Below are 25,980 nucleotides of genomic sequence, written 5' to 3' on the forward strand. Positions count from 1 at the left end.
TTCGCGAGCAAGCTCGCTCCTACAAACGTGCCGTATTCCGACGACCGCATCAGGCAAGACCTACAGTCGCTGTTGCAAAAGCCGAAGCGCATCATGAAAATGCGATTAATTTTCATTTGTATCGCATCTCGCGGTGGCCTTCATGTCGTCTCACATCACCCTCCAGGCGCTGTACAGCGAGCACCACGGCTGGCTGAAGAACTGGCTGCGCAGCAAGCTGGGCAATGCCGCCGATGCGGCGGACCTCGCCCAGGACACCTTCCTGCGCCTGATGGGCAAGGGCGAGAGCCTGGAGCTGCGTACACCACGCGCCTTCCTGCGTACCGTGGCGCGCGGCTTGGTGATTGACCACTGGCGCCGCGAGGAACTGGAGCGCGCCTACCTCGAAGCACTGGCGCAGCTGCCCGAAGCCGAGGCGCCCTCCCCCGAGGAACGCGAGCTGATCCTCGAACTGCTGGAGCGCATCGCGCAGATGCTCGACTGCCTCAAACCCAAGGCGCGCACCGCTTTCCTGCTCGCCCAGTGCGAGGGGCTGACCCACAAGGAGGTCGCCACGCGCCTGGGCATTTCCCTGCGCTCGGTGGAGCGCTATGTGGCCGATGCCCTCTATCACTGCTACCTGCTGCGGTTCGAAAAATGAGCGCCCAGAGCCAAACCACCGCGCCCGATGAACAGGTAGTGCGCCAGGCCATCCAGTGGATGATGCGCTTGCGCGGCAATGGCGACGCCGAGCTGCAGAAGGCGTGCGAACACTGGCGCGGCCAGGACACCAATCACGAGCTGGCCTGGCAGCGGGTGCAGCAACTCAACCGCGAGCTGGGCATGGGCCTGAAGGCTCTGCCCGGCGCAGGCCTGGTGCTGGACAACGCCCGAGCCGGCCTGCGCAGGCGTCAGGCGCTGAAGCTTCTGTCCGGCGCTGCCGTGGGTGGCGCTGCGCTCTGGCTGACCCGCGACATCACCCCCTGGGAACGCCTCACCGCCGACCTCGCCACTGCCACGGGCCAGCGCCGCGGCCTGGTACTGGCCGACGGCAGCCAACTGCAACTGAACACCGACACGGCGGTGGATATCCGCTTCGATTCGCAGCAGCGACTGATCGAACTGCGGCGCGGGGAAATCCTCGTCAGCAGCGCCATCCAGCCCAGGCCGATGCGCGTGCACACCGCCCACGGCCTGGTGGAATCCCAAGCCGCGCGCTTCGTACTGCACCAGGGGAAAACCGCCTCGCGGCTCAGCGTGCTGCAGGGCAGCGTGGTGTTGAACCCGGCCAGTGGCCTGCCGCAGCAGGTCGTCGAAGCAGGACAGAGCTTCGACCTGAGCCGGGATGGCATCCACCCGGTAGCGGAGTTGGGCATGGAGGCCGGTGCCTGGGTCGACGGCCTGATCGTCACCCGCGACATGCGCCTGGCGGACTTCCTCGCCGAGGTAGCGCGCTATCGCCACGGCCGCCTGGCCTGCGCCGAAGCTATCGCCGATCTGCGCCTGTCCGGCGTGTTCCGCCTGGATGACACCGACAAACTGCTGGCCCTGCTACCCCGCACCCTGCCGGTGCAACTGCGCTACCGCACACGGTGGTGGGTGAGGGTGGAGGCGCTGGTTTGAAGCCGATTTTTCGCGATTGAAATCGCTCCCACAGGTGCAAGGCAACAGGCTTTTGTGGGAGCGAATTCATTCGCGAAACAAGCCGCTCTCGGGGGGAAGCTGCGCCGCCCTTGGCGATTGAAATCGCCCCTACAGGTTTTTCCTTCGAACGAATTTGATTCTTTTTTGGCGGGTTTTACCGCCTGCCCCGGCAAGGGGAATGAATCCCATTAACCTTTGCCGATCCCCACGGATGTTTTCATGACTGCACCCCGCGCTTCCCACCTTGCCCTCGCCGTTCGTGGCGCCCTGCTCTGCGCCACACTCGCCGCGCCACTGCTGCCCGCCAGCGCCATCGCCGAAGAGGCCACCGCCGTCGCCAGCCGCAGCTACGCCATCCCCGCCGGGGCCCTGGATGAGGCGCTGAACCGCTTCGCCCGCGAGGCCGGCATCGACCTCTCTGCCACCCCGGCGCAGACCCGTGGCCTGAACAGCAACGGCCTGAACGGCACCTTCTCGGTGGAAGCGGGCCTCGCGCGCCTGCTCGACGGAACCTCCCTGCAGGCGGAGAACCTCGGTGGCGGCAGCTTCGTGCTGCATGAAGTACCGGCCGGCAGCGCGCTGGAAGTGCCCAGCACCCAGGTATTCGCCCTGGGCAACGCACTGGGCAGCGAGGACGGCTACCTGGCCACCCACAGCCAGATCGCCACCAAGACCAGCAAATCGCTGATGGAGACCTCGCAATCGGTGTCGGTCATCACCCGCGAACAAATCGACGACCAGGGCTCCAAGACCGTCCAGCAATCCATGCGCTACACCCCCGGTATCTTCACCGGCCAGGTGGGCGCCTCGAACCGCTACGACTACATCGTGATGCGCGGCTTCGCCGACAACAGCGTCGACAACGTCTACCTCGACGGCCTGAAGACCATGGGCGACAGCGGCACCTTCAGCTCGATGCAGGTGGACCCGTACTTCCTCGAACGCATCGATGTGCTCAAGGGCCCATCTTCAGTGCTCTACGGCCGCAGCCTGCCAGGTGGCCTGGTGGCGCTGACCAGCAAGAAGCCGCTGTATGAGGATTACCACCAGGTGCAGGCAATGGTCGGCAACATGAACCAGAAGGGCGTGGGTTTCGACTTCAGCGGCCCGCTGGACGAGGAGAAGCGCATCGCCTACCGCCTGGTGGGCCTGGGCAAGGGTGGCGACACCCAGTTCGACCACACCAAGGACGAGCGCTACGCCATCGCCCCGACCCTCGCCATCGACTTCAGTGAAGACACCACCCTGACCCTGCAGGGCTACCTGCAGCACGATCCGAACGGCGGCTACCACAGCGGCGTGCCGGCCGACGGCAGTGTGTTCCAGCACAACGGTCAGCGCATCAGCCGCGAGTTCTTCGACGGCGAGCCGGGCCTGGACGACTTCGACCGCATGCAGCGCATGTTCGGCTACCAGCTGGAGCACCGCTTCAACGACGTCTGGACCGCGCGCCAGAACTTCCGCTACCTGAGTTCGGACGTCGAGCTCTCGCAGGTCTACGGCTACCAGTGGACCGCGCCCGACAGCAACGAGCTGAACCGCTACTTCTCCGGCGCCAGCGAGGAGCTCGAGGCCTACATCATCGACAACATGGTGCAGGCCGAATTCGACTGGGGCAGCACCCGCCACACCCTGCTCACCGGCCTCGACTACCAGCGCCGCCGCACCCATGTGGACTGGACCAGCGGCGTCTCCACCCCGCTCAACGCCTTCGACCCGGTGTACGGCAACGAGAGCCTGAGCTTCCTTTCCGAGGACAACCACACCCGTCGCCTGGAACAGACCGGCCTGTACATGCAGGACCTGATCGATCTGGACCAGTGGCGTTTCTCTCTCGGCATCCGCCAGGACTGGGTGGAAGTCTCCGACGAGAACCGCACCGCCCATACCAAGAGCGACGAGCGCTGGAACAAGTTCACCGGCCGCGCCGGCGTGCTCTACCTCTTCGAGAATGGCATCGCGCCGTACATCAGCTACTCCGAGTCGTTCAACCCGAACGCCTACTCCGACGCATCCGGCAAAGCCCTGGAACCCACCGAGGGCAAGCAGTGGGAAGCCGGCCTGAAGTTCCAGCCGCAAGACAGCAACAGCATGTACACCGCCTCGGTGTTCCACATCACCCAGGAGAACGTCGCCTCCAAGCTGCCCCAGGACAACTTCTTCACCTCGGTGGGCAAGGTGCGCTCCCAGGGCTTCGAGCTGGAAGCCCACACCCAGGTCACCGAGAACTTCAAGGTCCTGGCCAGCTACACCTACACCGACATCACCTACGCCAAGGCACTGGACGGCAACCAGGGCAACACCCCGAACCAGGCACCCAAGCACATGGCTTCCATCTGGGGTGATTACAACTTCAACGCGGGCGCTTTGGACGGCCTGCGTACCGGGCTCGGCGTGCGCTATGTCGGCAAGACCTGGGCGGACAAGGAGAACACCCTGCACGTGCCCTCCTACACCCTGGTCGACGCCCTCATCGGCTATGACCTCGGCAAGCTGGGCATGCAAGGCCTGGACCTCAGCCTGAACGCCAACAACCTGCTGGACGAGGACTACGTGGCGTCCTGTTACAGCCTCGATTTCTGCTACTTCGGCGAGAAGCGCAACGTGACGGCGACGCTGAGTTATCAGTTCTGAGCTGACCGACTTCCAGCTCTGGGTCAGCATTTCCCCCTGGGCTGGCGATCGGCCTCAGAAACGAAAAAGGCGCAGCCCGAGGGCTGCGCCTTTGTCTTTCCGCTTACGCGATTCGACTTAAAACGGGATGTCGTCGTCGAAGCTGTCGTAGTCCGGAGCCGGCTGGGCGGCGGGCTGCGGAGCCGGGCGCTGCTGCGGGGCGGACTGCTGCGGCTCACGCTGCGGGCGCGGAGCGCGCGGGGCGTCGCCTTCGCTGCCAGGACGGCCGCCGAGCAGCTGCATCTGGCCGTTGATGTCGACCACGATCTCGGTGGTGTAGCGCTTTACGCCGTCCTTTTCCCACTCGCGGGTGCGCAGGGCACCTTCGACGTAGACTTGCGAGCCCTTGCGCAGGTACTCACCGGCGATTTCGGCGAGGCGGCCGAAGAACACCACGCGGTGCCATTCGGTACGCTCCTGCTGCTGGCCGGTCTGCTTGTCCTTCCAGGACTCGCTGGTGGCCAGGGTGATGTTGGTCACCGCGTTGCCGTTGGGCAGATAGCGGGTTTCCGGATCACCACCGACGTTACCAACCAGAATGACTTTGTTAACCCCACGGGCCATGACGTTCTCCTAGGCTTCAGCACATTCCGGGCCCGATTCGATCAGGCGCTCCAGGGATGTGCGGTCCAGTTTTTCAGAATCCACTTTGATATAGATGGCCGCCTCTTCGGCCACCACGACGGCATCCGCCACTCCGGGCAGTGCCAACAAACGCGCAACCAGGCCGGTATCGGCTACAGCGGCGGCGCCTAGCGGCAGGCGCAGGCTGGTTACGTACGGAGGTTCACGCATAGTAACAGCAATGGCCAACCAAATCGCACAGACCACCGCACAACCGACGAACACCGTCGACAGGCCGCCGTGCTGGAACAGCCAGCCGCCCAAAATGCCCCCTACAGCCGCTCCGAGGAACTGGCTGGTGGAGTACACGCCCATGGCGGTGCCCTTGCCACCGGCCGGCGCCACCTTGCTGATCAGCGACGGCAGCGACGCCTCCAGCAGGTTGAATGCGGTGAAGAAGACAATGGCGCCGAACACCAGCGCACGCAGGCTGTCGCCGAACTGCCAGAAGAACAGCTCGCAGGCACAGAGCACGGCGACCGCACCGACCAGCACACGCTTCATCTGGCGCTTCTTCTCGCCGTAGATGATGAAGGGAACCATGCCGAAGAAACCCACCAGCAGCGCGGTGAGGTAAACCCACCAGTGCTCTTCCTTGGGCAGGCCGGCTTTCTCAACCAATGCCAGTGGCAGCGCGACGAAGCTGGCCATGAGGACGGCGTGCAGGGCGAGGATGCCGAAGTCCAGGCGCAGCAGGTCCGGGTGCCGGAGGGTGGGCAGCAGCGCCTGCCGCGCCACGCCTGACTCACGGTGCTGCAGCGGGTGGGCGGCACGCGGCACCATGGTGGCGATGATCACGATGCCGAACAGCGCCATGACGGCGGTGGCCCAGAACAGCCCGGACAGGCCGAAGGCACGGGTCAGCAGCGGCCCGACCACCATGGCAACGGCGAAGGACACGCCGATGCTCATGCCGATCATGGCCATCGCCTTGGTGCGGTGCTGTTCGCGGGTGAGGTCGGACAGCAGGGCCATCACCGCGGCGGAAATGGCGCCGGCGCCCTGCAGCACACGGCCGGCGATCACACCCCAGATGGAGTCGGCGTTAGCCGCCAGGGCTGCACCGGCAGCGAAGATCAGCAGGCCGATGTAGATCACCGGCAGACGGCCGATGCGGTCGGAAATGACGCCGAAGGGAATCTGCAGTACTGCCTGGGTCAGACCGTAAGCGCCGATGGCCAGGCCGATCAGGGCCGGAGTGGCGCCGGCAAGGTCCTGGCCATAGGTGGCCAGTACTGGCAATACCATGAACATGCCGAGCATGCGGAACGCAAACACCAGGGCCAGGCCGCTGGCTGCGCGCGTTTCGCTGCCGCTCATGCGTTCTGAGTGGGAATCGTGCATAGGTGCCTCGAGGGAAAGCGATCGGGAGCTGCGTCATGCGCCCCTGTCTGGCTGGCCACCCGTCCTGGGTGCCCGGCTGTCGCCGGTGCCTGAAAAATGCCGCGCATTCTAGCAGTCCCGGCGAATTGCGACACGCTTGTGACGCTTTGCCGCGTTCAAGCGGCGGGCCGTATAATCGCGGGTTTCCGCCCGCCAAGTGAGGCCGTTGTGGACAAGATCCTGATCCGTGGGGCACGTACCCATAACCTGAAGAACGTCGACCTCACCCTGCCCCGCGACAAGCTGATCGTGATCACCGGCCTGTCCGGTTCGGGCAAGTCGTCGCTGGCCTTCGATACCCTCTACGCCGAGGGCCAGCGCCGCTATGTGGAGTCCCTGTCGGCCTATGCCCGGCAGTTCCTGTCGATGATGGAAAAGCCCGATGTGGACACCATCGAAGGCCTGTCTCCGGCGATTTCCATCGAGCAGAAGTCCACCTCCCACAACCCGCGCTCTACCGTCGGCACCATCACCGAGATCTACGACTACCTGCGCCTGCTCTATGCCCGCGTCGGTACGCCGCGCTGCCCGGACCACGATGTGCCGCTGGAAGCCCAGACGGTCAGCCAGATGGTCGACCAGGTCCTGGCCCTTCCCGAAGGCCGCAAGCTGATGCTGCTGGCCCCGGTGGTGCGCGAGCGCAAGGGCGAACACCTGGCCGTGTTCGAGGAACTGCGTGCTCAGGGCTTCGTGCGTGCCCGAGTGAACGGCAAGCTGTACGAGCTGGATGAGCTGCCCAAGCTGGACAAGCAGAAGAAGCACTCCATCGACGTGGTGGTCGACCGCTTCAAGGTGCGTGGCGACCTGCAGCAGCGCCTGGCGGAATCCTTCGAAACGGCGATCAACCTGGCCGACGGCATCGCCCTGGTGGCGCCCATGGATGACGAGGAAGGCGACGAGATCATCTTCTCCGCGCGCTTCGCCTGCCCCCATTGCGGCCACTCCATCAGCGAGCTTGAGCCCAAGCTTTTCTCCTTCAACAACCCGGCTGGTGCCTGCCCCACCTGCGACGGCCTGGGCGTGAAGCAGTTCTTCGACGCCAAGCGCCTGGTCAACGGCGAGCTGACCCTGGCCGAGGGCGCCATCCGCGGTTGGGACCGGCGCAACGTCTACTACTTCCAGATGCTCGGCTCCCTGGCCGCGCATTACGGCTTCAGCCTGGAGATGCCCTTCGACCAACTCTCCGCCGAACACCAGAAAGTGATCCTCTTCGGTAGCGGCCGCGAGGACGTCGACTTCCGCTACCTCAACGACCGCGGCGATATCGTCAAGCGCTCCCACCCGTTCGAGGGAATCATCCCGAACCTGGAACGCCGCTACCGCGAAACCGAATCGGCGACTGTGCGCGAAGAGCTGGCCAAGTTCCTCAGCACCCAGCCCTGCCCCGACTGCCGTGGCACTCGCCTGCGCCGCGAGGCACGCCATGTCTGGGTTGGCGACAAGACCCTGCCGGCGGTCACCGGCCTTCCGGTGGGCGAAGCGGCCGACTACTTCGGCGTCCTGAGCCTGACCGGCCGACGTGGCGAGATTGCCGAGAAGATCCTCAAGGAAATCCGCGAACGCCTGCAGTTCCTGGTCAACGTGGGCCTCGACTACCTCACCCTGGATCGCAGCGCGGATACCCTTTCCGGCGGCGAGGCCCAGCGCATTCGCCTGGCCAGCCAGATCGGCGCCGGCCTCGTGGGGGTGATGTACATCCTCGATGAGCCCTCCATCGGCCTCCACCAGCGCGACAACGAGCGCCTGCTGGCCACCCTCACCCACCTGCGCAACCTGGGCAATACGGTGATCGTGGTCGAGCACGACGAGGATGCGATCCGCCTCGCCGACTATGTGGTGGACATCGGCCCGGGCGCCGGCGTGCACGGCGGCCAGATCGTCGCCGAGGGCACTCCGGATGAGGTCATGGCTCACCCGAACTCGCTGACCGGCAAGTACCTGTCCGGGCGGGTGAAGATCGAAGTACCGGCCAACCGTACCCCCCGCGACAAGAAGAAATCCCTCAAGCTCAAGGGCGCCAGCGGCAACAACCTGCAGCAGGTGAACCTGGAGATTCCGGTGGGCCTGCTGACCTGCGTGACCGGCGTATCCGGCTCGGGCAAGTCGACACTGATCAACAACACCCTGTTCCCCATCACCGCCACCGCGCTGAATGGCGCCACGTCGCTGGAGGCTTCGTCCCACGATAGCTTCGATGGCCTGCAGCATCTGGACAAGGTTGTGGACATCGACCAGAGCCCCATCGGCCGGACACCGCGTTCCAACCCGGCCACCTACACCGGCCTGTTCACGCCGATCCGGGAGCTGTTCGCCGGTGTGCCGGAGTCCCGCTCACGTGGCTACGGCCCAGGGCGTTTCTCCTTCAACGTGAAGGGTGGCCGCTGCGAGGCCTGCCAGGGCGACGGTGTGATCAAGGTGGAGATGCACTTCCTGCCGGACATCTACGTTCCCTGCGACGTCTGCAAGGGCAAGCGCTACAACCGCGAGACCCTGGAAGTCCGCTACAAGGGCAAGAGCATCACCGAGGTGCTGGACATGACCATCGAGGACGCGCGCGAGTTCTTCGACGCCGTCCCGGCCATCGCCCGCAAGCTGCAGACGCTGATGGACGTCGGCCTGTCGTACATCAAGCTCGGGCAGAGTGCGACCACGCTATCCGGCGGCGAGGCGCAGCGGGTCAAGCTGTCCCGCGAGCTGTCCAAACGCGATACCGGCAAGACGCTGTACATCCTCGACGAGCCCACCACCGGCCTGCACTTCGCGGATATCCAGCAACTGCTGGACGTACTGCATCGCCTGCGTGACCACGGCAATACGGTCGTGGTCATCGAGCACAATCTGGACGTGATCAAGACCGCCGACTGGCTGGTGGACCTTGGGCCGGAAGGCGGTTCCAAGGGCGGCCAGATCATCGCCACCGGTACGCCGGAGGACGTCGCGGACATGCCGCAATCCCACACCGGCCGCTTCCTCAAGCCGTTGCTGGAGCGCGATCGGGCCTGATCCAGGCGACGCGACGAAAAAAGGCCGGGCAGTAATGCCCGGCCTTTTTCATTCAGGGTGAGATACAGATCAGTTGCCGGCTGCCAGAGCCGCGCGAACTCCGTTGCCGTAGTCCGGGTGAACCTTGTCGAAGTGCGCCAGTTGGCGGTCGATGATGAACTGAGGCACGCCCGCCATGGACCCGGCGATATTCGCGAACAGCCGCTGCCGCTGACCTTCATCGAACAACAGGAACAAGGCGCGCGGCTGGCTGTAATCGTCATTGCCATCACGGTGGTCATAGCGATCGGCAGCACCGTCGATTGCCAATGCCGGCTCGGCATACTCCGTAGCCTGTGCCGGGCCAGCAAACGAGTTTGGCTCGTAGTAGGCGTCCGGGTTCTGGCTGCCGGCGAAGAAACGCATCGCACCGTCCTTGTGATAGTGGTGGACAGGGCATTTCGGCGCGTTCACCGGCAGCGCCTCGTAGTGGGTACCCAGGCGGTAGCGATGCGCATCGGCGTAGCTGAATACGCGAGCCTGGAGCATCTTGTCGGGCGAATGGCCAATGCCAGGCACGACGTTGGAGGGCGAGAAGGCAGCCTGTTCGATCTCGGCGAAGTAATTTTCCGCGTTGCGATTCAGCTCCAGGATGCCCACCTCGATCAGCGGGAACTCCCCATGAAGCCAGACCTTGGTCAGGTCGAACGGGTTATATCGGGTGTTACGGGCCTGCTCCTCAGTCATGACCTGGATGCAGAAGCGCCACTTCGGGAAATCGCCGTTCTCGATGCTGTAGAACAGGTCCTCCTGCGTGGTTTCACGACTGCGACCAACCACTTCAGCGGCCTCGTCGTTGGTCCAGTGCTTGTGGCCCTGCAGCGTCTTGAAGTGGAATTTGACCCAGAAGCGCTCGTTGGCTGCGTTGATGAAGCTGTAGGTGTGCGAACCGTACCCGTTGATATGGCGCACGTCGGTGGGCAGTCCGCGGTCCGACATCAGGATCGTCACCTGGTGCAGGCTTTCTGGAGACAGCGACCAGAAATCCCAGGCCGCGGTGCTGGAGCGCAGGTTGGTCTTCGGATGGCGCTTCTGGGTGTGAATGAAGTCGGGGAACTTGAGCGGGTCGCGGATGAAGAAAATGGGGGTGTTGTTTCCCACCACATCCCAGTTGCCTTGCTCGGTATAGAACTTCAGGGCGAAGCCGCGCACATCGCGCTCGGCATCGGCCGCTCCGAGCTCACCGGCTACGGTGGAGAAGCGCGCGAGCACCTGGGTCTTCTTGCCAACCTCGGAGAACACCGAAGCCTTGCTGTAGCGAGTGATGTCGTTCGTGATGGTCAACGTGCCGTAGGCGCCCCAGCCTTTGGCATGCACAACGCGCTCCGGAATACGCTCGCGGTTCTGGTGGGCCAGCTTCTCGATCAGGTGGTAGTCCTGAAGCAACAGCGCCCCGCGCGGCCCGGCACTGAGGGAATTCTGGTTATCCGCAACCGGATTACCGGCGGTCGTGGTGAGAATCGGCTTCTGGCTCATGCAACATCTCCTTATGGGCTCTTTTGATTCCGGCGTGACCGGATGAGCAGAAGTATCGATTCAGCCAGAACCAGGCTCCAATTTATTAACAGCAACCAATCAATAGATATCAACTAATTGAACAGGCATAAAAAAACCGGGCACGAGGCCCGGTTTTTCATGCAACGACCGACTTACTCGGCAGCAGCTTCGACTTCACCAGCGACCGGACGGTCAACCAGCTCGACGTAAGCCATGGGAGCGTTGTCGCCAGCGCGGAAACCGCACTTCAGGATGCGCAGGTAGCCGCCCTGACGGTTGGCGTAGCGCTTGCCCAGATCGTTGAACAGTTTGCCTACGGCAGCTTTCGAACGGGTACGGTCGAAAGCGAGACGACGGTTGGCAACGCTGTCTTCCTTGGCCAGGGTGATCAGCGGCTCGGCAACGCGGCGCAGTTCCTTGGCTTTCGGCAGGGTGGTTTTGATCAGTTCGTGCTCGAACAGCGACACCGCCATGTTCTGGAACATGGCCTTGCGGTGTGCGCTGGTGCGGCTGAGGTGACGGCCACTTTTACGATGACGCATGGTTCAATTCCTTACCAAACTTCTACGTTCGGTGATTACGGACGATCAGGCAGTCGCCTTGTCGTCCTTCTTGAGACTTGCCGGCGGCCAGTTGTCGAGGCGCATGCCGAGGGACAGACCACGGGAGGCCAGGACGTCCTTGATCTCGGTCAGGGACTTCTTGCCCAGGTTCGGAGTCTTCAACAGCTCTACTTCGGTGCGCTGAATCAGGTCACCGATGTAGTAGATGTTCTCCGCCTTCAGGCAGTTGGCCGAACGTACGGTCAGCTCGAGGTCATCAACCGGACGAAGCAGGATCGGATCGATCTCGTCTTCCTGCTCAACCACTACCGGCTCGCTGTCGCCCTTCAGGTCGACGAACGCAGCCAGTTGGTGTTGCAGGATGGTAGCGGCACGACGGATGGCCTCTTCAGGGTCCAGGGTGCCGTTGGTTTCCAGATCGATGACCAGCTTGTCCAGGTTGGTGCGCTGCTCCACACGGGCGTTTTCAACCACGTATGCAACACGGCGGACGGGACTGAACGAGGCGTCGAGCTGCAGACGACCGATGCTGCGGCTCTCGTCTTCGTCGCTCTGGCGCGCGTCGGCGGGCTCATAGCCACGGCCGCGGGACACCTTGAGCTTCATGTTCAGGACGCCGTTTTCCGCCAGGTTGGCGATCACGTGGTCGCCGTTGACGATTTCGACATCATGATCCAGCTGAATATCGGCAGCAGTGACCACGCCCGAGCCTTTCTTCGAAAGGTTCAGCGTTACTTCGTCACGGCCGTGCAGCTTGATAGCCAGACCTTTGAGGTTCAGGAGGATCTCGATGACATCTTCCTGAACACCCTCGATGGCACTGTACTCATGGAGTACGCCGTCGATTTCGGCCTCGACTACTGCACAGCCAGGCATGGAGGACAACAGGATGCGACGCAGCGCGTTGCCCAGGGTATGGCCGAAACCACGCTCGAGAGGCTCGAGCGTGATCTTGGCGCGGGTCGGACTGACCACCTGCACATCAATGTGGCGGGGGGTCAGGAACTCATTTACCGAACTCTGCATGGATGCACCTATTTTCTAGCCCTTACTTGGAGTAGAGCTCGACAATCAGGTTTTCGTTGATGTCGGCGGACAGATCGCTGCGAGCCGGCACGCTCTTGAACACGCCGGACTTCTTGTCTGCGTCGACCTCGACCCACTCCACGCGGCCACGCTGGGCACACAGTTCGAGGGCCTGGACGATACGCAGTTGGTTCTTCGACTTCTCGCGAACGGCAACCACGTCACCAGCTTTGACCTGGTAGGACGGAACGTTCACGGTCTGACCGTTCACGCTGATGGCCTTGTGGGAAACCAGCTGACGGGACTCGGAACGAGTAGCGCCGAAGCCCATGCGGTACACGACGTTGTCCAGGCGGCACTCGAGGAGTTGCAGCAGGTTTTCGCCGGTAGCGCCTTTGCGGGCAGCAGCTTCTTTGTAGTAGTTACCGAACTGACGCTCCAGGACACCGTAGATGCGGCGTACTTTCTGCTTTTCGCGCAGCTGGGTGCCGTAGTCGGACAGACGGCCACGACGGGCGCCATGCTGGCCAGGAGCGGATTCGATGTTGCACTTGGATTCGAGCGCGCGAGCACCACTCTTCAGGAAGAGGTCGGTACCTTCACGACGGGACAGTTTGCACTTGGGACCAATGTAACGAGCCATTTCTCACTGTCTCCTTTTACACGCGACGCTTCTTCGGCGGACGGCACCCGTTGTGCGGGATAGGCGTCACGTCGGTGATGCTGGCGATCTTGTAGCCGCAGGCGTTCAGTGCACGCACGGCGGATTCGCGACCCGGACCCGGGCCCTTGACGTTCACGTCGAGGTTCTTCAGGCCGTATTCCAGAGCAGCCTGACCGGCGCGCTCGGCTGCAACCTGGGCAGCGAACGGGGTGCTCTTACGGGAGCCGCGGAAACCGGAACCACCGGAGGTCGCCCAGGACAGAGCATTGCCCTGACGATCAGTGATGGTAACGATGGTGTTGTTGAAAGACGCGTGGATATGGGCGATCCCATCCACCACTGTCTTTTTGATTTTCTTACGAGGACGAGCAGCAGGCTTAGCCATGACTTAATTCCTGTCGATTCGCGGGCGCAATTACTTGCGGATCGGCTTACGCGGGCCCTTACGGGTACGCGCGTTGGTCTTGGTGCGCTGGCCATGAACAGGCAGACCGCGGCGATGACGCAGACCGCGGTAGCAGCCCAGGTCCATCAGACGCTTGATGTTCATGTTGATTTCGCGACGCAGGTCACCTTCAGTGGTGAGCTTCGCGACTTCGCCACGCAGCTGTTCGATCTGCTCGTCAGAGAGATCCTTGATCTTTGCCGCCGGGTTTACGCCGGTGACAGCGCAGATTTTCTGCGCAGTGGTGCGACCAACACCGTAGATGTAGGTCAGCGAGATAACAGTGTGCTTGTTATCTGGAATGTTGACGCCTGCAATACGGGCCATTCAGTGAAACTCCAGTTGACAGCTACCTACGCCCCGGAAGCCAAGAAAAGGGCGCGAGATATTAGCGCTGTAGAAACGAATAATCAACCCGGCAGCGCACTAGCTGCCGGGTTCATAACGCGTGAATCACACTCAGCCTTGGCGCTGCTTGTGACGCGGTTCCGCGCTGCAGATCACGCGAACGACACCGTCGCGACGAACGATCTTGCAGTTGCGGCACAGCTTTTTCACCGATGCACGAACTTTCATCAGTAACTCCTAGAACCTTACGGAACCGGGTCAGCGGAGCATGCCGCTGCCGTAGCCCTTCAGGTTGGCTTTCTTCATCAGGGATTCGTACTGGTGCGAAACGAGGTGGGATTGTACTTGGGCCATAAAGTCCATAACAACCACTACCACGATCAGCAACGAGGTCCCGCCAAGGTAGAACGGTACATTCGCTGCTACCACCAGGAACTGGGGCAGCAGGCAAACAGCCGTCATGTACAGAGCACCGAACATGGTCAAGCGGGTCAGTACGCCATCGATATAGCGCGCCGACTGCTCGCCCGGTCGGATACCCGGGATAAAGGCACCGGACTTCTTCAGGTTCTCCGCCACGTCTTTCGGATTGAACATCAGAGCTGTGTAGAAGAAGCAGAAGAATACGATCCCTGCACTAAACAGCAAAATGTTCAACGGCTGACCAGGAGCGATAGCCTGTGCGACGTCCTGCAGCCAGCCCATGCTTTCGGACTGACCGAACCAGGCGCCCAGAGAGGCCGGGAACAGCAGGATGCTGCTGGCGAAAATAGCCGGGATAACGCCGGCCATGTTCACCTTCAACGGCAGGTGGCTGGTCTGCGCAGCGAAGACCTTGCGGCCCTGCTGACGCTTGGCGTAGTGCACCGCAATGCGACGCTGGCCACGCTCAATGAACACCACAAAACCGATGATCGCTACTGCCAACAACCCGATGGCGACCAGAGCGAAGATGTTGATATCGCCCTGACGTGCAGACTCGAAAGACTGCCCGATCGCCCTCGGCAGACCGGCCACGATGCCAGCAAAAATCAGCATCGAGATACCGTTGCCGACACCGCGCTCAGTGATCTGCTCGCCCAGCCACATCATGAACATCGCACCAGCCACGAAGGTGGTGACAGCCACGAAGTAGAAGCCGAAATCAGACGAGAAAGCGACGCCTTGACTGGCCAGACCAACGGACATGCCGATGGCCTGGACCAATGCCAGGGCTACAGTGCCGTAGCGGGTGTACTGGCTGATCTTGCGACGGCCAGCTTCACCTTCCTTCTTCAACTGCTCTAGCTGCGGGCTGATCGCGGTCATGAGCTGCATGATGATCGACGCCGAGATGTACGGCATGATCCCCAGTGCAAAGATGCTCATCCGCTCCAGCGCGCCACCAGAGAACATGTTGAACAGGCTAAGAATGGTCCCCTCGTTCTGCCGGAACAGCTCGGCCAGCCGGTCAGGGTTGATACCGGGCACTGGGATGTGCGCGCCGATCCGGTAGACGATGATCGCCAGGAACAGGAAACGCAGTCGAGCCCAGAGCTCGGACAACCCGCCATTGCTGAGCGCGGAGAGAGCACCTTGCTTAGCCATTTAGTCCTCGAACTTACCGCCAGCTGCTTCGATAGCCGCACGCGCACCTTTGGTGGCGGCGATACCTTTCAGGGTGACCGCGCGAGTAACGTCGCCGGACAGCATGATTTTCACACGCTGTACGTTCTGGTTAATCACGTTGGCATCCTTCAGCGCCTGCAGAGTGATGACGTCGCCTTCGACCTTGGCCAGCTCGGAAGTACGCACTTCTGCGCGATCCATAGCCTTCAGGGAGACGAAGCCGAACTTCGGCAGACGACGGTGCAGCGGCTGTTGACCGCCTTCAAAGCCCGGAGCAATGGTGCCACCGGAGCGGGAGGTCTGACCTTTGTGACCACGGCCACCAGTCTTACCCAAACCGCTACCGATGCCACGGCCCGGACGGTGCTTTTCGCGACGGGCACCCGGCGCGGAACGCAGATCGTTCAGTTTCATGGATTAACCCTCGACACGCAGAAGGTAGTAAGCCTTGTTGATCATGCCGCGGTTTTCAGGAGTGTCCTGAACTTCTACGGTGTGACCAATGCGACGCAGGCCGAGACCTTTGACGCAAGCCTTGTGGTTAGCCAGACGGCCGTTAACGCTCTTGACCAGCGTCACTTTGACAGTTGCCATGATTAGAGAATCTCCTCGACGCTCTTACCACGCTTGGCCGCAACGGACTCAGGGGACTGCATGTTCTTCAGACCCTTGAAAGTGGCGTAAACCACGTTCACCGGATTGGTGGAACCGTAGCACTTGGCCAGAACGTTCTGCACACCGGCCACTTCCAGAACGGCACGCATGGCGCCGCCGGCGATGATACCGGTACCTTCGGAAGCCGGCTGCATGAACACCTTGGAGGCGCCATGGGCGGACTTGATCGGGTACTGCAGGGTGGTGCCATCCAGGTCAACCTGGATCATGTTGCGGCGGGCAGCTTCCATCGCCTTCTGGATCGCAGCAGGCACTTCGCGGGACTTGCCACGACCGAAGCCAACACGACCTTTGCCATCACCAACCACGGTCAGCGCGGTGAAGGTGAAGATACGACCACCTTTTACGGTCTTGGCAACGCGGTTAACCTGAACCAGCTTCTCGATGTAGCCTTCGTCGCGCTTTTGCTCGTTATTTGCCATAACTTAGAACTCCAGCCCGCCTTCACGAGCAGCATCAGCCAGCGCCTTGACGCGGCCGTGGTACTTGAAGCCAGAACGATCGAATGCCACCTGAGTGACGCCGGCGGCCTTAGCACGCTCGGCAACCAGCTGACCAACCTTCTTGGCCGCGTCGACGTTGCCAGTGGCGCCGTCACGCAGTTCTTTGTCCAGGGTCGAGGCGCTGGCCAGGACCTTGGCGCCGTCGGCCGAAATGACCTGGGCGTAGATGTGCTGGGAAGAGCGGTACACGCAGAGGCGTACGGCTTCCAGCTCGCGCATTTTCAGGCGTGCCTTGCGAGCGCGACGCAGACGAGTTTCTTTCTTTACGCTCATTTGCTATGCCCTACTTCTTCTTAGCTTCTTTACGACGGACGACTTCGTCCGCGTAACGTACACCCTTGCCTTTGTAAGGCTCCGGCGGACGGAAGTCGCGGATCTCAGCGGCCACTTGACCAACCAGCTGCTTGTCGATGCCCTTGATCAGGATATCGGTCTGGCTGGGGGTTTCAGCGGTGATGCCTTGCGGCAGTTCGTAATCCACCGGATGCGAGAAGCCGAGAGCCAGGGACAGCGTTTGACCTTTGGCCTGAGCTTTGTAACCAACGCCGACCAGCTGGAGCTTGCGCTCGAAGCCCTGGCTGACGCCGATCACCATGTTGTTAACCAGCGCACGGGTGGTACCGGCCATGGCGCGGTTCTGCTGATCACCGTTGCGAGCAGCGAAACGCAGCTCACCGGATTCTTCCAGAACTTCCACAGACGGATGCACTTTCAGTTCGAGAGCGCCTTTGGCACCCTTCACCGAGAGCTGCTGACCGGCGATCTTGACTTCTACGCCAGCGGGCAGCTTGACGGGGTTCTTAGCAACGCGAGACATGCTTTCAACCCCCCTTAGAACACAGTGCAAAGCACTTCGCCGCCAACACCAGCAGCGCGGGCAGCACGATCAGTCATCACACCTTTGTTGGTGGAAACGATCGATACGCCCAGACCGCCACGTACTTTCGGCAGCTGATCGACGGACTTGTACTGGCGCAGACCAGGACGACTTACGCGCTTCAGCTCTTCGATTACCGGACGGCCTTCGAAGTACTTCAGCTCGATGGACAGCAGAGGCTTGATGTCGCTGCTGACTTGGTATCCCGTGATGTAACCCTCGTTCTTCAGAACGCTGGCTACTGCCACCTTCAGCTTGGAGGACGGCATGCTTACGACAGACTTTTCAGCCATCTGGGCATTACGGATACGAGTTAGCATGTCCGCTAACGGGTCCTGCATACTCATGGGCTAGATGCTCCTGATACAAAAAGAAATAGCCTTGCGGCTAGTGTCACACGCGAGCACTGGACGGATTTCGGCCAGACTCGGCGAGCCGGACATTCTAGAGATACTCCAGAAACGAATCAAGCCCCAAAAGGGGCTTGATTCAGATGACCTGGGCTGGGCCGACCGGAGGGTCGGCCTAACCGACGATCATTACCAGCTGGCTTTCACCAGGCCGGGTACATCACCGCGCATAGCAGCTTCACGCAGCTTGTTACGGCCCAGGCCGAACTTGCGGTAAACGCCGTGCGGACGACCGGTGATGCGGCAGCGGTTACGCAGGCGCGAGGCGCTGGCGTCACGTGGCTGCTTCTGCAGGGCTACCTGAGCTTCCCAACGAGCTTCCGGAGTGGAGTTCGGGTTGGCAATGGTAGCTTTCAGCTCAGCGCGCTTCTTAGCGTACTTAGCAACCGTCTGCTGACGCTTCAGCTCGCGGTTTTTCATGCTCTGTTTGGCCATATTCCTACTCCAATCAGTTGCGGAACGGGAAGTTGAAGGCGCGCAGCAGCGCACGACCTTCGTCATCCGTACGGGCGGTGGTGGTCAGGGTGATATCCAGACCGCGCAGCGCATCGATTTTGTCGTAATCGATTTCCGGGAAGATGATCTGCTCTTTCACACCCATGCTGTAGTTGCCACGACCGTCGAAGGACTTGGCATTCAGGCCGCGGAAGTCACGCACGCGCGGCAGGGAGATGGCCAGCAGACGATCCAGGAACTCGTACATGCGATCACGGCGCAGGGTGACCTTGACGCCGATCGGCCAACCTTCACGAACCTTGAAGCCTGCAATGGACTTGCGGGCGTAGGTCACGACGGCTTTCTGGCCGGTGATCTTTTCCAGGTCAGCTACAGCGTTTTCGATGATTTTCTTGTCACCGATCGCTTCGCCCAGACCCATGTTCAGGGTGATTTTGGTGATGCGCGGAACTTCCATCACGTTCGCAAGCTGAAGTTGTTCCTTCAGCTTCGGCGCGATTTCTTTCCGGTAAATCTCTTTCAGTCGTGCCATGGTTATCTACCTAGCAGTTCTCAAGCATCAACCGGTTTTTGGGTCGACTTGAAGACACGAATTTTCTTACCGTCTTCAACTTTGAAACCAACGCGATCAGCCTTGTTGGTTTCGCCATTGAAGATGGCCACGTTGGAGAGGTGCAGAGGCGCCTCTCGCTCGACGATACCGCCCTGGACACCGGCCATAGGGTTAGGCTTGGTGTGGCGCTTGATCAGGTTTACACCACTGACCAGCACGCGGCTGTCAGCGAGAACCTTGAGCACCTTGCCACGCTTGCCCTTGTCCTTGCCGGCGATGACGATGATCTCGTCGTCACGACGAATCTTTTGCATGACGGCTTCTCCTTACAGCACTTCGGGGGCGAGCGAGACGATCTTCATGAACTTCTCGGAACGCAGTTCACGGGTCACGGGCCCGAAGATACGGGTGCCGATCGGCTCCTGCTTGTTGTTAAGCAGGACGGCGGCGTTGCCGTCGAAGCGGATGATCGAGCCGTCAGGGCGACGAACGCCGTGCTTGGTACGGACCACAACAGCGGTCATTACCTGGCCTTTCTTCACCTTGCCACGCGGAATCGCTTCCTTCACGGTCACTTTGATGATATCGCCGATGCCGGCATAGCGACGGTGCGAACCACCAAGGACCTTGATGCACATAACGCGACGAGCACCGCTGTTGTCAGCGACGTCGAGCATGGATTGAGTCTGAATCATATCTTTCTCCGACCCTTAGTCCTTAGACTTCCACGGCACGTTCGACGACTTCCACCAGGGACCAGGATTTGGTCTTGGCCAGCGGACGGGTCTCACGAATGGTGACCTTGTCGCCGATGCGGCACTGGTTGGTTTCGTCGTGGGCGTGCAGCTTGGTCGAACGCTTCACGTATTTACCGTAAATCGGGTGCTTTACGCGGCGCTCGATCAGAACGGTGATGGTCTTGTCCATCTTGTCGCTGACGACGCGGCCGGTCAGCGTGCGGACGGTTTTCTGAGCTTCAGCCATGATTACTTACCTGCTTGCTGGTTGAGCACAGTTTTCACGCGAGCGATGTCGCGCTTCACTTGCGAGAGCAGGTGAGACTGCCCCAACTGGCCAGTTGCCTTCTGCATACGCAGATTGAACTGGTCGCGCAGCAGGCCGAGCAGTTGCTCGTTCAGCTGCTGTACGGATTTTTCACGAAGTTCATTCGCTTTCATCACATCACCGTCCGCTTAACAAAGGAGGTGGCGAGCGGCAGCTTTGCAGCGGCCAGGGCGAATGCCTCACGCGCCAGCTCTTCGGAAACACCCTCGATCTCGTACAGGACCTTGCCCGGTTGAATCTGGGCTACCCAGTACTCGACGCCACCCTTACCTTTACCCATACGTACTTCCAGGGGCTTCTTGGTAACGGGCTTGTCCGGGAACACACGGATCCAGATCTTGCCGCCACGCTTCACGTGACGGGTGAGGGCACGACGTGCAGCCTCGATCTGGCGGGCAGTGAGACGACCACGGCCAGTAGCCTTCAGCGCGAACTCGCCGAAGCTGACCTTGCTACCGCGCTGAGCCAGACCACGGTTGTGGCCGGTCATCTGCTTGCGGAACTTCGTACGCTTTGGTTGCAGCATTTGGCGTACCCCTTACTTAGCAGCTTTTTTACGAGGAGCGGGCGCTACCGGCTTCAGCTCTTCCTGGCGGCCACCAATGACCTCGCCCTTGAAGATCCAAACCTTCACACCGATCACACCGTAGGTGGTGTGCGCTTCGTAGGTTGCGTAGTCAATGTCGGCGCGCAGGGTATGCAGGGGCACACGACCTTCGCGATACCACTCGGTACGGGCGATTTCAGCGCCACCCAGACGACCGCTTACCTGAATCTTGATGCCCTTGGCACCAATACGCATGGCGTTCTGTACAGCGCGCTTCATGGCGCGACGGAACATTACGCGACGCTCCAGCTGCTGAGCTACGCTCTGCGCAACCAGCATACCGTCGAGCTCCGGCTTGCGGATCTCTTCGATGTTGATGTGCACAGGCACACCCATTTGCTTGGTCAGGTCCTGGCGCAGCTTCTCAACATCTTCACCTTTCTTGCCGATCACGATGCCGGGACGAGCGGTGTGGATGGTGATACGTGCGGTTTGAGCCGGACGATGAATATCGATACGGCTTACGGACGCGCTTTTTAGTTTGTCTTGGAGGTACTCACGCACCTTCAGATCGGCAAACAGATAATCGGCATAAGTGCGCTTATCTGCGTACCAAACGGAGGTGTGCTCCTTGACGATACCCAGGCGAATGCCAGTGGGATGTACTTTCTGACCCATCTGATCGACTCCGTTACTTGTCCGCAACCTTGACAGTGATATGGCAAGACCGCTTGACGATGCGATCAGCACGGCCTTTGGCACGCGGCATGATGCGCTTCAGCGAACGCCCTTCGTTGACGAAAACGGTGGAAACCTTCAGGTCATCCACGTCTGCGCCTTCGTTGTGCTCAGCGTTGGCCACGGCCGACTCCAGCACTTTCTTCATGATTTCAGCGGCTTTCTTGCTGCTGAAGGTCAGCAGGTTGAGCGCTTCGCCCACCTTCTTCCCGCGGATCTGGTCGGCGACCAAGCGGGCTTTCTGGGCGGAGATTCGAGCGCCCGACAGCTTAGCGGCTACTTCCATCGTTCCTTACCCCTTAACGCTTGGCTTTCTTGTCCGCAGCATGACCGCGATAGGTGCGGGTAGCAGCGAACTCGCCGAGTTTGTGGCCGACCATGTCTTCGTTCACGAGAACCGGGACGTGTTGACGACCGTTATGAACAGCGATGGTCAGACCAACCATCTGCGGCAGTACGATGGAGCGACGCGACCAGGTTTTCACCGGCTTGCGATCGTTCTTTTCCACCGCCACTTCGATCTTCTTCAGTAGGTGAAGATCGATAAAAGGACCTTTTTTCAGAGAACGCGGCACTGTCGTATCCTCAGTTATTTACGGCGACGGACGATCATGTTGTCGGTGCGCTTGTTCGCGCGGGTCTTCGCACCCTTGGTCGGGAAGCCCCACGGAGACACCGGATGACGGCCACCAGAGGTACGACCTTCACCACCACCATGCGGGTGGTCTACCGGGTTCATCGCCACGCCGCGAACGGTCGGGCGAACACCACGCCAGCGCTTGGCACCAGCTTTACCCAGCGAACGCAGGCTGTGCTCGGAGTTCGAGACTTCGCCCAGGGTCGCACGGCACTCAGCCAGGACTTTGCGCATTTCGCCGGAACGCAGACGCAGGGTCACGTAGGCGCCTTCACGAGCAACCAGCTGAACGGAGGCACCAGCGGAACGGGCGATTTGCGCGCCTTTGCCGGGCTTCAGTTCGATACCGTGAACGGTGCTACCAACCGGGATGTTGCGCAGCGGCAGGGCGTTACCAGCCTTGATCGGTGCATTGACGCCCGAGATCAGCTGGTCGCCAGCACTCACGCCTTTCGGCGCGATGATGTAGCGACGCTCGCCATCGGCGTACTTCAGCAGAGCGATGTGAGCAGTACGGTTCGGGTCATATTCGATACGCTCAACGATGGCAGGAATGCCATCCTTGTTGCGACGGAAGTCGACCAGACGGTAGTGCTGCTTGTGACCACCGCCGATGTGGCGAGTGGTGATGCGGCCGTTGTTGTTACGACCACCGGATTTCGATTTTTTCTCGACCAGCGGTGCGTAGGGAGCGCCTTTGTGCAGCTCCTGGTTGACCACCTTGACCACGAAACGGCGGCCAGCGGAGGTCGGCTTGCATTTAACGATTGCCATGATGCACCCCTTTACTCAGCGCTGCTGGCGAAATCGAGATCTTGGCCCGGCTGAAGAGCGATGTACGCCTTCTTCCAGTCGTTACGCTTGCCCAGACCACGAACGGTACGCTTGGTCTTGCCCTTTACATTAAGGGTGGTGACACGAGCGACCTTCACGCTGAACAGGCTTTCAACGGCCTTCTTGATTTCCAGCTTGGTTGCATCGGTGGCAACCTTGAAAACGAACTGGCCCTTGCTGTCTGCCAGCATGGTGGCCTTCTCGGAGACGTGCGGACCAACCAGCACCTTGAATACGCGTTCCTGGTTCATGCCAGCAGCTCCTCGAATTTCTTCACGGCGGACACGGTGATCAGCACCTTGTCGTAGGCGATCAGGCTGACCGGATCAGAACCCTGGACGTCACGAACATCAACGTGCGGCAGGTTGCGAGCGGCCAGATACAGGTTCTGATCAACGCCTTCGGAAACGATCAGCACGTCGGTCAGACCCAGGCCATTCAGCTTGCCCAGCAGAGTTTTGGTTTTCGGGGCCTCAACAGCGAAGTCCTCAACCACAACCAGACGGTCCTGACGAACCAGCTCAGCGAGGATGGAACGCAGCGCAGCGCGATACATCTTCTTGTTGAGCTTCTGGGAGTGATCCTGAGGCTTGGCAGCAAAGGTGGTACCACCGGAGCGCCAGATGGGGCTGCGAATGGTGCCAGCACGAGCACGACCAGTGCCCTTCTGACGCCACGGCTTTTTGCCACCACCGGAAACTTCGGAACGGGTCTTCTGCGCGCGAGTGCCCTGACGGCCACCGGCCATATAGGCAACAACAGCCTGGTGAACCAGGGTTTCGTTGAACTCACCGCCAAAAGTACGCTCGGAGACTTCGATAGCCTGAGCGCCATTTACATTCAGTTGCATCTCAGCTTCCCCTCTTAACCGCGAGCCTTGGCTGCCGGACGCACAACCACATCACCACCGGTAGCGCCGGGAACGGCACCTTTGACCAGCAGCAGATTGCGTTCTGCATCGACACGCACAACTTCCAGGGACTGAACAGTCACACGCTCGGCACCGAGGTGACCGGACATCTTCTTGCCCTTGAAGACACGACCAGGAGTCTGGCACTGGCCAATAGAACCCGGGGCGCGGTGGGAAACGGAGTTACCGTGGGTGTTGTCCTGACCACGGAAGTTCCAGCGCTTGATGGTACCGGCATAGCCTTTACCCTTGGACTGACCGGTAACATCTACCAGCTGACCAGCCTGGAACAGCTCGGCAGTCAGTTGATCGCCAGCCTGGTATTCACCTTCTTCAAGACGGAATTCCCAGACACCGCGACCAGCAGCCACGCTTGCCTTGGCGAAGTGACCGGCTTGCGCCTTGGTCACGCGAGAGGCACGACGCTCACCGACAGTTACCTGTACGGCGCGATAGCCATCGCTTTCTTCGTTTTTGAACTGGGTCACACGATTCGGCTCGATCTCAATGACCGTAACCGGAATGGAGACACCTTCTTCGGTGAAAATGCGGGTCATGCCGCACTTACGACCGACTACACCAATAGTCATGTTGTAAACCTCATGAGTGTACGGGGCTTTCACCCGCTATGGCCGCCCATTTCAGAGCGTTACACGACTAAAACCCGAAGGTTATTAGCCGAGGCTGATCTGCACTTCCACGCCTGCCGCAAGGTCGAGCTTCATCAGCGCATCGACGGTTTTATCCGTCGGCTGGACGATGTCCAGAACACGCTTATGGGTACGAATTTCGTACTGATCGCGCGCGTCTTTGTTGACGTGCGGGGAGATCAGAACGGTGTACCGCTCTTTGCGAGTAGGCAGAGGAATAGGACCACGCACCTGAGCACCAGTACGTTTCGCGGTTTCCACGATTTCCTGGGTGGATTGATCGATCAGGCGATGGTCAAAAGCCTTCAACCGAATACGGATTTGTTGGTTTTGCATTTTGACCTCAGACTCTATCTCTGCTTCCCCAACGGACGGACTACGCCCGTTAAAAGGAGGCGTGATTGTACGGATGCTCTAGAGGGGTGTCAACTTTTGATCAACCAAAAGAAAAGGGCCCCGAAGGGCCCTTTTCTTTAGCTAGATCTTCGATTACTCGATGATCTTGGCAACCACGCCGGCACCAACGGTACGGCCACCTTCGCGGATCGCGAAGCGCAGGCCATCTTCCATGGCGATCGGAGCGATCAGGGTGACAACCATCTTGATGTTGTCGCCCGGCATTACCATCTCTACGCCTTCCGGCAGTTCGCAGTTACCGGTCACGTCAGTGGTACGGAAGTAGAACTGCGGACGGTAGCCCTTGAAGAACGGGGTGTGACGACCGCCTTCTTCCTTGGACAGCACGTACACTTCGCACTCGAACTTGGTGTGCGGCTTGATGGTGCCCGGCTTGGCCAGAACCTGACCACGCTCTACGTCGTCACGCTTGGTGCCGCGCAGCAGGACGCCAACGTTCTCACCGGCACGACCTTCGTCGAGCAGCTTGCGGAACATTTCAACGCCGGTGCAGGTGGTCTTGGTGGTCGCACGAATGCCGACGATCTCGACTTCTTCCTGAACCTTGACGATGCCGCGCTCAACACGACCGGTAACCACGGTACCGCGGCCGGAGATGGAGAACACGTCTTCGATCGGCAGCAGGAACGGCTGATCGATGGCACGCACCGGCTCCGGAATGTAGGAGTCCAGGGTCTCAACCAGCTTACGAACGGCGGAAACGCCGATTTCGTTGTCGTCCTTGCCTTCCAGGGCCATCAGAGCGGAACCGATGATGATCGGAGTGTCGTCGCCCGGGAAATCGTAGGTGTTCAGCAGGTCGCGAACTTCCATTTCGACCAGTTCCAGCAGCTCGGCGTCGTCAACCATGTCGGCCTTGTTCAGGAACACGACGATGTAAGGAACACCCACCTGACGGGACAGCAGGATGTGCTCGCGGGTCTGCGGCATGGGGCCGTCAGCAGCCGAGCAAACCAGGATAGCGCCGTCCATCTGCGCAGCACCGGTGATCATGTTCTTCACGTAGTCAGCGTGACCGGGGCAGTCAACGTGAGCGTAGTGACGAACAGCGGAATCGTACTCAACGTGGGAGGTGTTGATGGTGATACCGCGAGCCTTCTCTTCCGGCGCGTTGTCGATCTGGTCGAAAGCGCGAGCGGAACCGCCCCAGGTCTCGGAGCAGACCTTGGTCAGAGCAGCAGTCAGAGTGGTCTTGCCATGGTCAACGTGACC

36 protein-coding genes are annotated in these 25,980 nt (G+C 60.7%); 4 read left to right on the forward strand and 32 right to left on the reverse strand.

All coding sequences use genetic code 11. From position 1 onward, the window contains the following. The first annotated feature begins 142 nt into the window (after window positions 1-142). The 3 genes from E8E91_RS14780 (at window position 143) to E8E91_RS14790 (ending at window position 4,257) form a co-directional block, all read left to right on the forward strand. Window positions 143-640 carry a sigma-70 family RNA polymerase sigma factor gene (locus E8E91_RS14780; RefSeq protein ID WP_280376377.1) on the forward strand — a complete coding sequence of 166 codons (498 nt, stop codon included), beginning with the start codon at window positions 143-145 and terminating at the stop codon, window positions 638-640. After that, entirely contained in the window at window positions 637-1,602 is a 966-nt protein-coding gene (locus E8E91_RS14785) for a FecR family protein (RefSeq protein WP_280376378.1), read from the forward strand. Before E8E91_RS14780 ends, E8E91_RS14785 begins: the two co-directional genes overlap by 4 nt. Window positions 1,603-1,842: 240 nt before the next feature. Continuing rightward, window positions 1,843-4,257: a TonB-dependent siderophore receptor gene (locus E8E91_RS14790; protein ID WP_280376380.1), complete on the forward strand. Its 2,415-nt coding sequence runs from the start codon at window positions 1,843-1,845 to the stop codon at window positions 4,255-4,257. A gap of 117 nt (window positions 4,258-4,374) precedes the next feature. On the opposite strand, the gene E8E91_RS14795 is transcribed toward E8E91_RS14790, so the two are convergent. Beyond that, the gene (locus tag E8E91_RS14795; protein ID WP_190826507.1) at window positions 4,375-4,860 is read right to left on the reverse strand and encodes a single-stranded DNA-binding protein; all 486 of its coding nucleotides are present in this window, start codon (window positions 4,858-4,860) and stop codon (window positions 4,375-4,377) included. A 9-nt stretch (window positions 4,861-4,869) separates the two neighbouring features. Next, the gene (locus E8E91_RS14800) at window positions 4,870-6,264 is read right to left on the reverse strand and encodes an MFS transporter (RefSeq protein ID WP_280376382.1); all 1,395 of its coding nucleotides are present in this window, start codon (window positions 6,262-6,264) and stop codon (window positions 4,870-4,872) included. Window positions 6,265-6,471: 207 nt separating this feature from the next. On the opposite strand from E8E91_RS14800, the gene uvrA reads away from it, so the two are divergent. After that, entirely contained in the window at window positions 6,472-9,306 is a 2,835-nt protein-coding gene (uvrA, locus tag E8E91_RS14805) for an excinuclease ABC subunit UvrA (RefSeq protein WP_280376384.1), read from the forward strand. A 69-nt stretch (window positions 9,307-9,375) separates the two neighbouring features. Here uvrA and E8E91_RS14810 read toward each other — a convergent pair whose 3' ends face one another. The 30 genes from E8E91_RS14810 to tuf form a co-directional block, all read right to left on the reverse strand. Next, window positions 9,376-10,821, reverse strand: a complete 1,446-nt coding sequence (locus E8E91_RS14810; protein WP_280376385.1) for a catalase — start codon at window positions 10,819-10,821, stop codon at window positions 9,376-9,378. A 173-nt stretch (window positions 10,822-10,994) separates the two neighbouring features. Next, complete coding sequence (gene rplQ / locus E8E91_RS14815) at window positions 10,995-11,384, reverse strand: 50S ribosomal protein L17 (protein ID WP_004419938.1); 390 nt, start codon at window positions 11,382-11,384, stop codon at window positions 10,995-10,997. 45 nt (window positions 11,385-11,429) lie between these two features. Continuing rightward, the gene (gene rpoA / locus E8E91_RS14820; RefSeq protein WP_190826499.1) at window positions 11,430-12,431 is read right to left on the reverse strand and encodes a DNA-directed RNA polymerase subunit alpha; all 1,002 of its coding nucleotides are present in this window, start codon (window positions 12,429-12,431) and stop codon (window positions 11,430-11,432) included. A 22-nt stretch (window positions 12,432-12,453) separates the two neighbouring features. Then, on the reverse strand, window positions 12,454-13,074 hold the full coding sequence (rpsD, locus tag E8E91_RS14825) for a 30S ribosomal protein S4 (protein WP_151131580.1): 621 nt from the start codon (window positions 13,072-13,074) through the stop codon (window positions 12,454-12,456). 16 nt (window positions 13,075-13,090) lie between these two features. After that, window positions 13,091-13,480 carry a 30S ribosomal protein S11 gene (gene rpsK / locus E8E91_RS14830; protein WP_039806105.1) on the reverse strand — a complete coding sequence of 130 codons (390 nt, stop codon included), beginning with the start codon at window positions 13,478-13,480 and terminating at the stop codon, window positions 13,091-13,093. Window positions 13,481-13,510: 30 nt separating this feature from the next. After that, on the reverse strand, window positions 13,511-13,867 hold the full coding sequence (gene rpsM, locus E8E91_RS14835) for a 30S ribosomal protein S13 (RefSeq protein WP_003448758.1): 357 nt from the start codon (window positions 13,865-13,867) through the stop codon (window positions 13,511-13,513). Between the two features lie 132 nt (window positions 13,868-13,999). Continuing rightward, complete coding sequence (gene rpmJ, locus E8E91_RS14840; RefSeq protein ID WP_037025762.1) at window positions 14,000-14,116, reverse strand: 50S ribosomal protein L36; 117 nt, start codon at window positions 14,114-14,116, stop codon at window positions 14,000-14,002. A 30-nt stretch (window positions 14,117-14,146) separates the two neighbouring features. Beyond that, window positions 14,147-15,475, reverse strand: coding sequence for a preprotein translocase subunit SecY (gene secY / locus E8E91_RS14845; RefSeq protein WP_280364799.1), 1,329 nt, complete (start codon window positions 15,473-15,475; stop codon window positions 14,147-14,149). Then, on the reverse strand, window positions 15,476-15,910 hold the full coding sequence (gene rplO / locus E8E91_RS14850) for a 50S ribosomal protein L15 (protein ID WP_280364802.1): 435 nt from the start codon (window positions 15,908-15,910) through the stop codon (window positions 15,476-15,478). 3 nt (window positions 15,911-15,913) lie between these two features. Continuing rightward, entirely contained in the window at window positions 15,914-16,090 is a 177-nt protein-coding gene (gene rpmD, locus E8E91_RS14855) for a 50S ribosomal protein L30 (RefSeq protein WP_036991154.1), read from the reverse strand. A 2-nt stretch (window positions 16,091-16,092) separates the two neighbouring features. Further along, window positions 16,093-16,593, reverse strand: a complete 501-nt coding sequence (gene rpsE, locus E8E91_RS14860; protein WP_003448746.1) for a 30S ribosomal protein S5 — start codon at window positions 16,591-16,593, stop codon at window positions 16,093-16,095. Window positions 16,594-16,596: 3 nt separating this feature from the next. After that, a complete protein-coding gene (gene rplR / locus E8E91_RS14865; protein ID WP_044872684.1) occupies window positions 16,597-16,947 on the reverse strand; it encodes a 50S ribosomal protein L18 in 351 nt (116 codons plus the stop codon). Between the two features lie 10 nt (window positions 16,948-16,957). Beyond that, window positions 16,958-17,491, reverse strand: coding sequence for a 50S ribosomal protein L6 (gene rplF, locus E8E91_RS14870; RefSeq protein WP_028629281.1), 534 nt, complete (start codon window positions 17,489-17,491; stop codon window positions 16,958-16,960). Between the two features lie 14 nt (window positions 17,492-17,505). After that, the gene (gene rpsH, locus E8E91_RS14875) at window positions 17,506-17,898 is read right to left on the reverse strand and encodes a 30S ribosomal protein S8 (protein WP_016490543.1); all 393 of its coding nucleotides are present in this window, start codon (window positions 17,896-17,898) and stop codon (window positions 17,506-17,508) included. A 192-nt stretch (window positions 17,899-18,090) separates the two neighbouring features. Then, a complete protein-coding gene (gene rpsN / locus E8E91_RS14880; RefSeq protein WP_028629283.1) occupies window positions 18,091-18,396 on the reverse strand; it encodes a 30S ribosomal protein S14 in 306 nt (101 codons plus the stop codon). A gap of 13 nt (window positions 18,397-18,409) precedes the next feature. Beyond that, window positions 18,410-18,949 carry a 50S ribosomal protein L5 gene (gene rplE / locus E8E91_RS14885; protein ID WP_151131575.1) on the reverse strand — a complete coding sequence of 180 codons (540 nt, stop codon included), beginning with the start codon at window positions 18,947-18,949 and terminating at the stop codon, window positions 18,410-18,412. Between the two features lie 20 nt (window positions 18,950-18,969). Then, complete coding sequence (gene rplX / locus E8E91_RS14890; protein ID WP_028629285.1) at window positions 18,970-19,284, reverse strand: 50S ribosomal protein L24; 315 nt, start codon at window positions 19,282-19,284, stop codon at window positions 18,970-18,972. Window positions 19,285-19,296: 12 nt separating this feature from the next. Then, complete coding sequence (gene rplN, locus E8E91_RS14895) at window positions 19,297-19,665, reverse strand: 50S ribosomal protein L14 (RefSeq protein WP_003448734.1); 369 nt, start codon at window positions 19,663-19,665, stop codon at window positions 19,297-19,299. A gap of 22 nt (window positions 19,666-19,687) precedes the next feature. After that, window positions 19,688-19,954 (reverse strand): 30S ribosomal protein S17, encoded by a 267-nt coding sequence (gene rpsQ, locus E8E91_RS14900; RefSeq protein WP_003448733.1) that lies wholly within the window; start codon window positions 19,952-19,954, stop codon window positions 19,688-19,690. 2 nt (window positions 19,955-19,956) lie between these two features. Beyond that, window positions 19,957-20,148 (reverse strand): 50S ribosomal protein L29, encoded by a 192-nt coding sequence (gene rpmC, locus E8E91_RS14905; RefSeq protein ID WP_016490538.1) that lies wholly within the window; start codon window positions 20,146-20,148, stop codon window positions 19,957-19,959. After that, window positions 20,148-20,561, reverse strand: a complete 414-nt coding sequence (gene rplP, locus E8E91_RS14910) for a 50S ribosomal protein L16 (RefSeq protein WP_016490537.1) — start codon at window positions 20,559-20,561, stop codon at window positions 20,148-20,150. Before rplP ends, rpmC begins: the two co-directional genes overlap by 1 nt. Window positions 20,562-20,573: 12 nt before the next feature. Further along, on the reverse strand, window positions 20,574-21,260 hold the full coding sequence (gene rpsC, locus E8E91_RS14915) for a 30S ribosomal protein S3 (protein ID WP_028629286.1): 687 nt from the start codon (window positions 21,258-21,260) through the stop codon (window positions 20,574-20,576). A 13-nt stretch (window positions 21,261-21,273) separates the two neighbouring features. After that, window positions 21,274-21,606, reverse strand: coding sequence for a 50S ribosomal protein L22 (rplV, locus tag E8E91_RS14920; RefSeq protein ID WP_007161246.1), 333 nt, complete (start codon window positions 21,604-21,606; stop codon window positions 21,274-21,276). A gap of 13 nt (window positions 21,607-21,619) precedes the next feature. Continuing rightward, the gene (rpsS, locus tag E8E91_RS14925; RefSeq protein ID WP_016490535.1) at window positions 21,620-21,895 is read right to left on the reverse strand and encodes a 30S ribosomal protein S19; all 276 of its coding nucleotides are present in this window, start codon (window positions 21,893-21,895) and stop codon (window positions 21,620-21,622) included. 14 nt (window positions 21,896-21,909) lie between these two features. Then, complete coding sequence (gene rplB / locus E8E91_RS14930; protein ID WP_280364805.1) at window positions 21,910-22,731, reverse strand: 50S ribosomal protein L2; 822 nt, start codon at window positions 22,729-22,731, stop codon at window positions 21,910-21,912. Window positions 22,732-22,742: 11 nt separating this feature from the next. Beyond that, window positions 22,743-23,042 (reverse strand): 50S ribosomal protein L23, encoded by a 300-nt coding sequence (gene rplW / locus E8E91_RS14935; protein WP_028629287.1) that lies wholly within the window; start codon window positions 23,040-23,042, stop codon window positions 22,743-22,745. Then, on the reverse strand, window positions 23,039-23,641 hold the full coding sequence (gene rplD, locus E8E91_RS14940; RefSeq protein ID WP_190826497.1) for a 50S ribosomal protein L4: 603 nt from the start codon (window positions 23,639-23,641) through the stop codon (window positions 23,039-23,041). Before rplD ends, rplW begins: the two co-directional genes overlap by 4 nt. A 14-nt stretch (window positions 23,642-23,655) precedes the next feature. Further along, entirely contained in the window at window positions 23,656-24,291 is a 636-nt protein-coding gene (gene rplC / locus E8E91_RS14945) for a 50S ribosomal protein L3 (protein ID WP_077525959.1), read from the reverse strand. Between the two features lie 84 nt (window positions 24,292-24,375). Continuing rightward, complete coding sequence (gene rpsJ / locus E8E91_RS14950; RefSeq protein ID WP_003243886.1) at window positions 24,376-24,687, reverse strand: 30S ribosomal protein S10; 312 nt, start codon at window positions 24,685-24,687, stop codon at window positions 24,376-24,378. A gap of 153 nt (window positions 24,688-24,840) precedes the next feature. Then, the coding region (gene tuf, locus E8E91_RS14955; protein ID WP_280375002.1) for an elongation factor Tu at window positions 24,841-25,980 on the reverse strand (1,140 nt) is incomplete at its 5' end.

The organism is Pseudomonas sp. BN515, from assembly GCF_029873155.1.
Classification (GTDB): domain Bacteria; phylum Pseudomonadota; class Gammaproteobacteria; order Pseudomonadales; family Pseudomonadaceae; genus Metapseudomonas.

Coding starts and splice junctions, on each gene's coding strand:
- E8E91_RS14780 (WP_280376377.1), top strand. CDS start 143: ATGTCGTCTCACATCACCCTCCAGGCGCTGTACAGCGAGCACCACGGC.
- E8E91_RS14785 (WP_280376378.1), top strand. CDS start 637: ATGAGCGCCCAGAGCCAAACCACCGCGCCCGATGAACAGGTAGTGCGC.
- E8E91_RS14790 (WP_280376380.1), top strand. CDS start 1,843: ATGACTGCACCCCGCGCTTCCCACCTTGCCCTCGCCGTTCGTGGCGCC.
- E8E91_RS14795 (WP_190826507.1), bottom strand. CDS start 4,860: ATGGCCCGTGGGGTTAACAAAGTCATTCTGGTTGGTAACGTCGGTGGT.
- E8E91_RS14800 (WP_280376382.1), bottom strand. CDS start 6,264: ATGCACGATTCCCACTCAGAACGCATGAGCGGCAGCGAAACGCGCGCA.
- E8E91_RS14810 (WP_280376385.1), bottom strand. CDS start 10,821: ATGAGCCAGAAGCCGATTCTCACCACGACCGCCGGTAATCCGGTTGCG.
- rplQ (WP_004419938.1), bottom strand. CDS start 11,384: ATGCGTCATCGTAAAAGTGGCCGTCACCTCAGCCGCACCAGCGCACAC.
- rpoA (WP_190826499.1), bottom strand. CDS start 12,431: ATGCAGAGTTCGGTAAATGAGTTCCTGACCCCCCGCCACATTGATGTG.
- rpsD (WP_151131580.1), bottom strand. CDS start 13,074: ATGGCTCGTTACATTGGTCCCAAGTGCAAACTGTCCCGTCGTGAAGGT.
- rpsK (WP_039806105.1), bottom strand. CDS start 13,480: ATGGCTAAGCCTGCTGCTCGTCCTCGTAAGAAAATCAAAAAGACAGTG.
- rpsM (WP_003448758.1), bottom strand. CDS start 13,867: ATGGCCCGTATTGCAGGCGTCAACATTCCAGATAACAAGCACACTGTT.
- rpmJ (WP_037025762.1), bottom strand. CDS start 14,116: ATGAAAGTTCGTGCATCGGTGAAAAAGCTGTGCCGCAACTGCAAGATC.
- secY (WP_280364799.1), bottom strand. CDS start 15,475: ATGGCTAAGCAAGGTGCTCTCTCCGCGCTCAGCAATGGCGGGTTGTCC.
- rplO (WP_280364802.1), bottom strand. CDS start 15,910: ATGAAACTGAACGATCTGCGTTCCGCGCCGGGTGCCCGTCGCGAAAAG.
- rpmD (WP_036991154.1), bottom strand. CDS start 16,090: ATGGCAACTGTCAAAGTGACGCTGGTCAAGAGCGTTAACGGCCGTCTG.
- rpsE (WP_003448746.1), bottom strand. CDS start 16,593: ATGGCAAATAACGAGCAAAAGCGCGACGAAGGCTACATCGAGAAGCTG.
- rplR (WP_044872684.1), bottom strand. CDS start 16,947: ATGAGCGTAAAGAAAGAAACTCGTCTGCGTCGCGCTCGCAAGGCACGC.
- rplF (WP_028629281.1), bottom strand. CDS start 17,491: ATGTCTCGCGTTGCTAAGAACCCCGTCAAGCTGCCCGCTGGCGTAGAA.
- rpsH (WP_016490543.1), bottom strand. CDS start 17,898: ATGAGTATGCAGGACCCGTTAGCGGACATGCTAACTCGTATCCGTAAT.
- rpsN (WP_028629283.1), bottom strand. CDS start 18,396: ATGGCCAAACAGAGCATGAAAAACCGCGAGCTGAAGCGTCAGCAGACG.
- rplE (WP_151131575.1), bottom strand. CDS start 18,949: ATGGCACGACTGAAAGAGATTTACCGGAAAGAAATCGCGCCGAAGCTG.
- rplX (WP_028629285.1), bottom strand. CDS start 19,284: ATGCAAAAGATTCGTCGTGACGACGAGATCATCGTCATCGCCGGCAAG.
- rplN (WP_003448734.1), bottom strand. CDS start 19,665: ATGATTCAGACTCAATCCATGCTCGACGTCGCTGACAACAGCGGTGCT.
- rpsQ (WP_003448733.1), bottom strand. CDS start 19,954: ATGGCTGAAGCTCAGAAAACCGTCCGCACGCTGACCGGCCGCGTCGTC.
- rpmC (WP_016490538.1), bottom strand. CDS start 20,148: ATGAAAGCGAATGAACTTCGTGAAAAATCCGTACAGCAGCTGAACGAG.
- rplP (WP_016490537.1), bottom strand. CDS start 20,561: ATGCTGCAACCAAAGCGTACGAAGTTCCGCAAGCAGATGACCGGCCAC.
- rpsC (WP_028629286.1), bottom strand. CDS start 21,260: ATGGGTCAGAAAGTACATCCCACTGGCATTCGCCTGGGTATCGTCAAG.
- rplV (WP_007161246.1), bottom strand. CDS start 21,606: ATGGAAGTAGCCGCTAAGCTGTCGGGCGCTCGAATCTCCGCCCAGAAA.
- rplB (WP_280364805.1), bottom strand. CDS start 22,731: ATGGCAATCGTTAAATGCAAGCCGACCTCCGCTGGCCGCCGTTTCGTG.
- rplW (WP_028629287.1), bottom strand. CDS start 23,042: ATGAACCAGGAACGCGTATTCAAGGTGCTGGTTGGTCCGCACGTCTCC.
- rplD (WP_190826497.1), bottom strand. CDS start 23,641: ATGCAACTGAATGTAAATGGCGCTCAGGCTATCGAAGTCTCCGAGCGT.
- rplC (WP_077525959.1), bottom strand. CDS start 24,291: ATGACTATTGGTGTAGTCGGTCGTAAGTGCGGCATGACCCGCATTTTC.
- rpsJ (WP_003243886.1), bottom strand. CDS start 24,687: ATGCAAAACCAACAAATCCGTATTCGGTTGAAGGCTTTTGACCATCGC.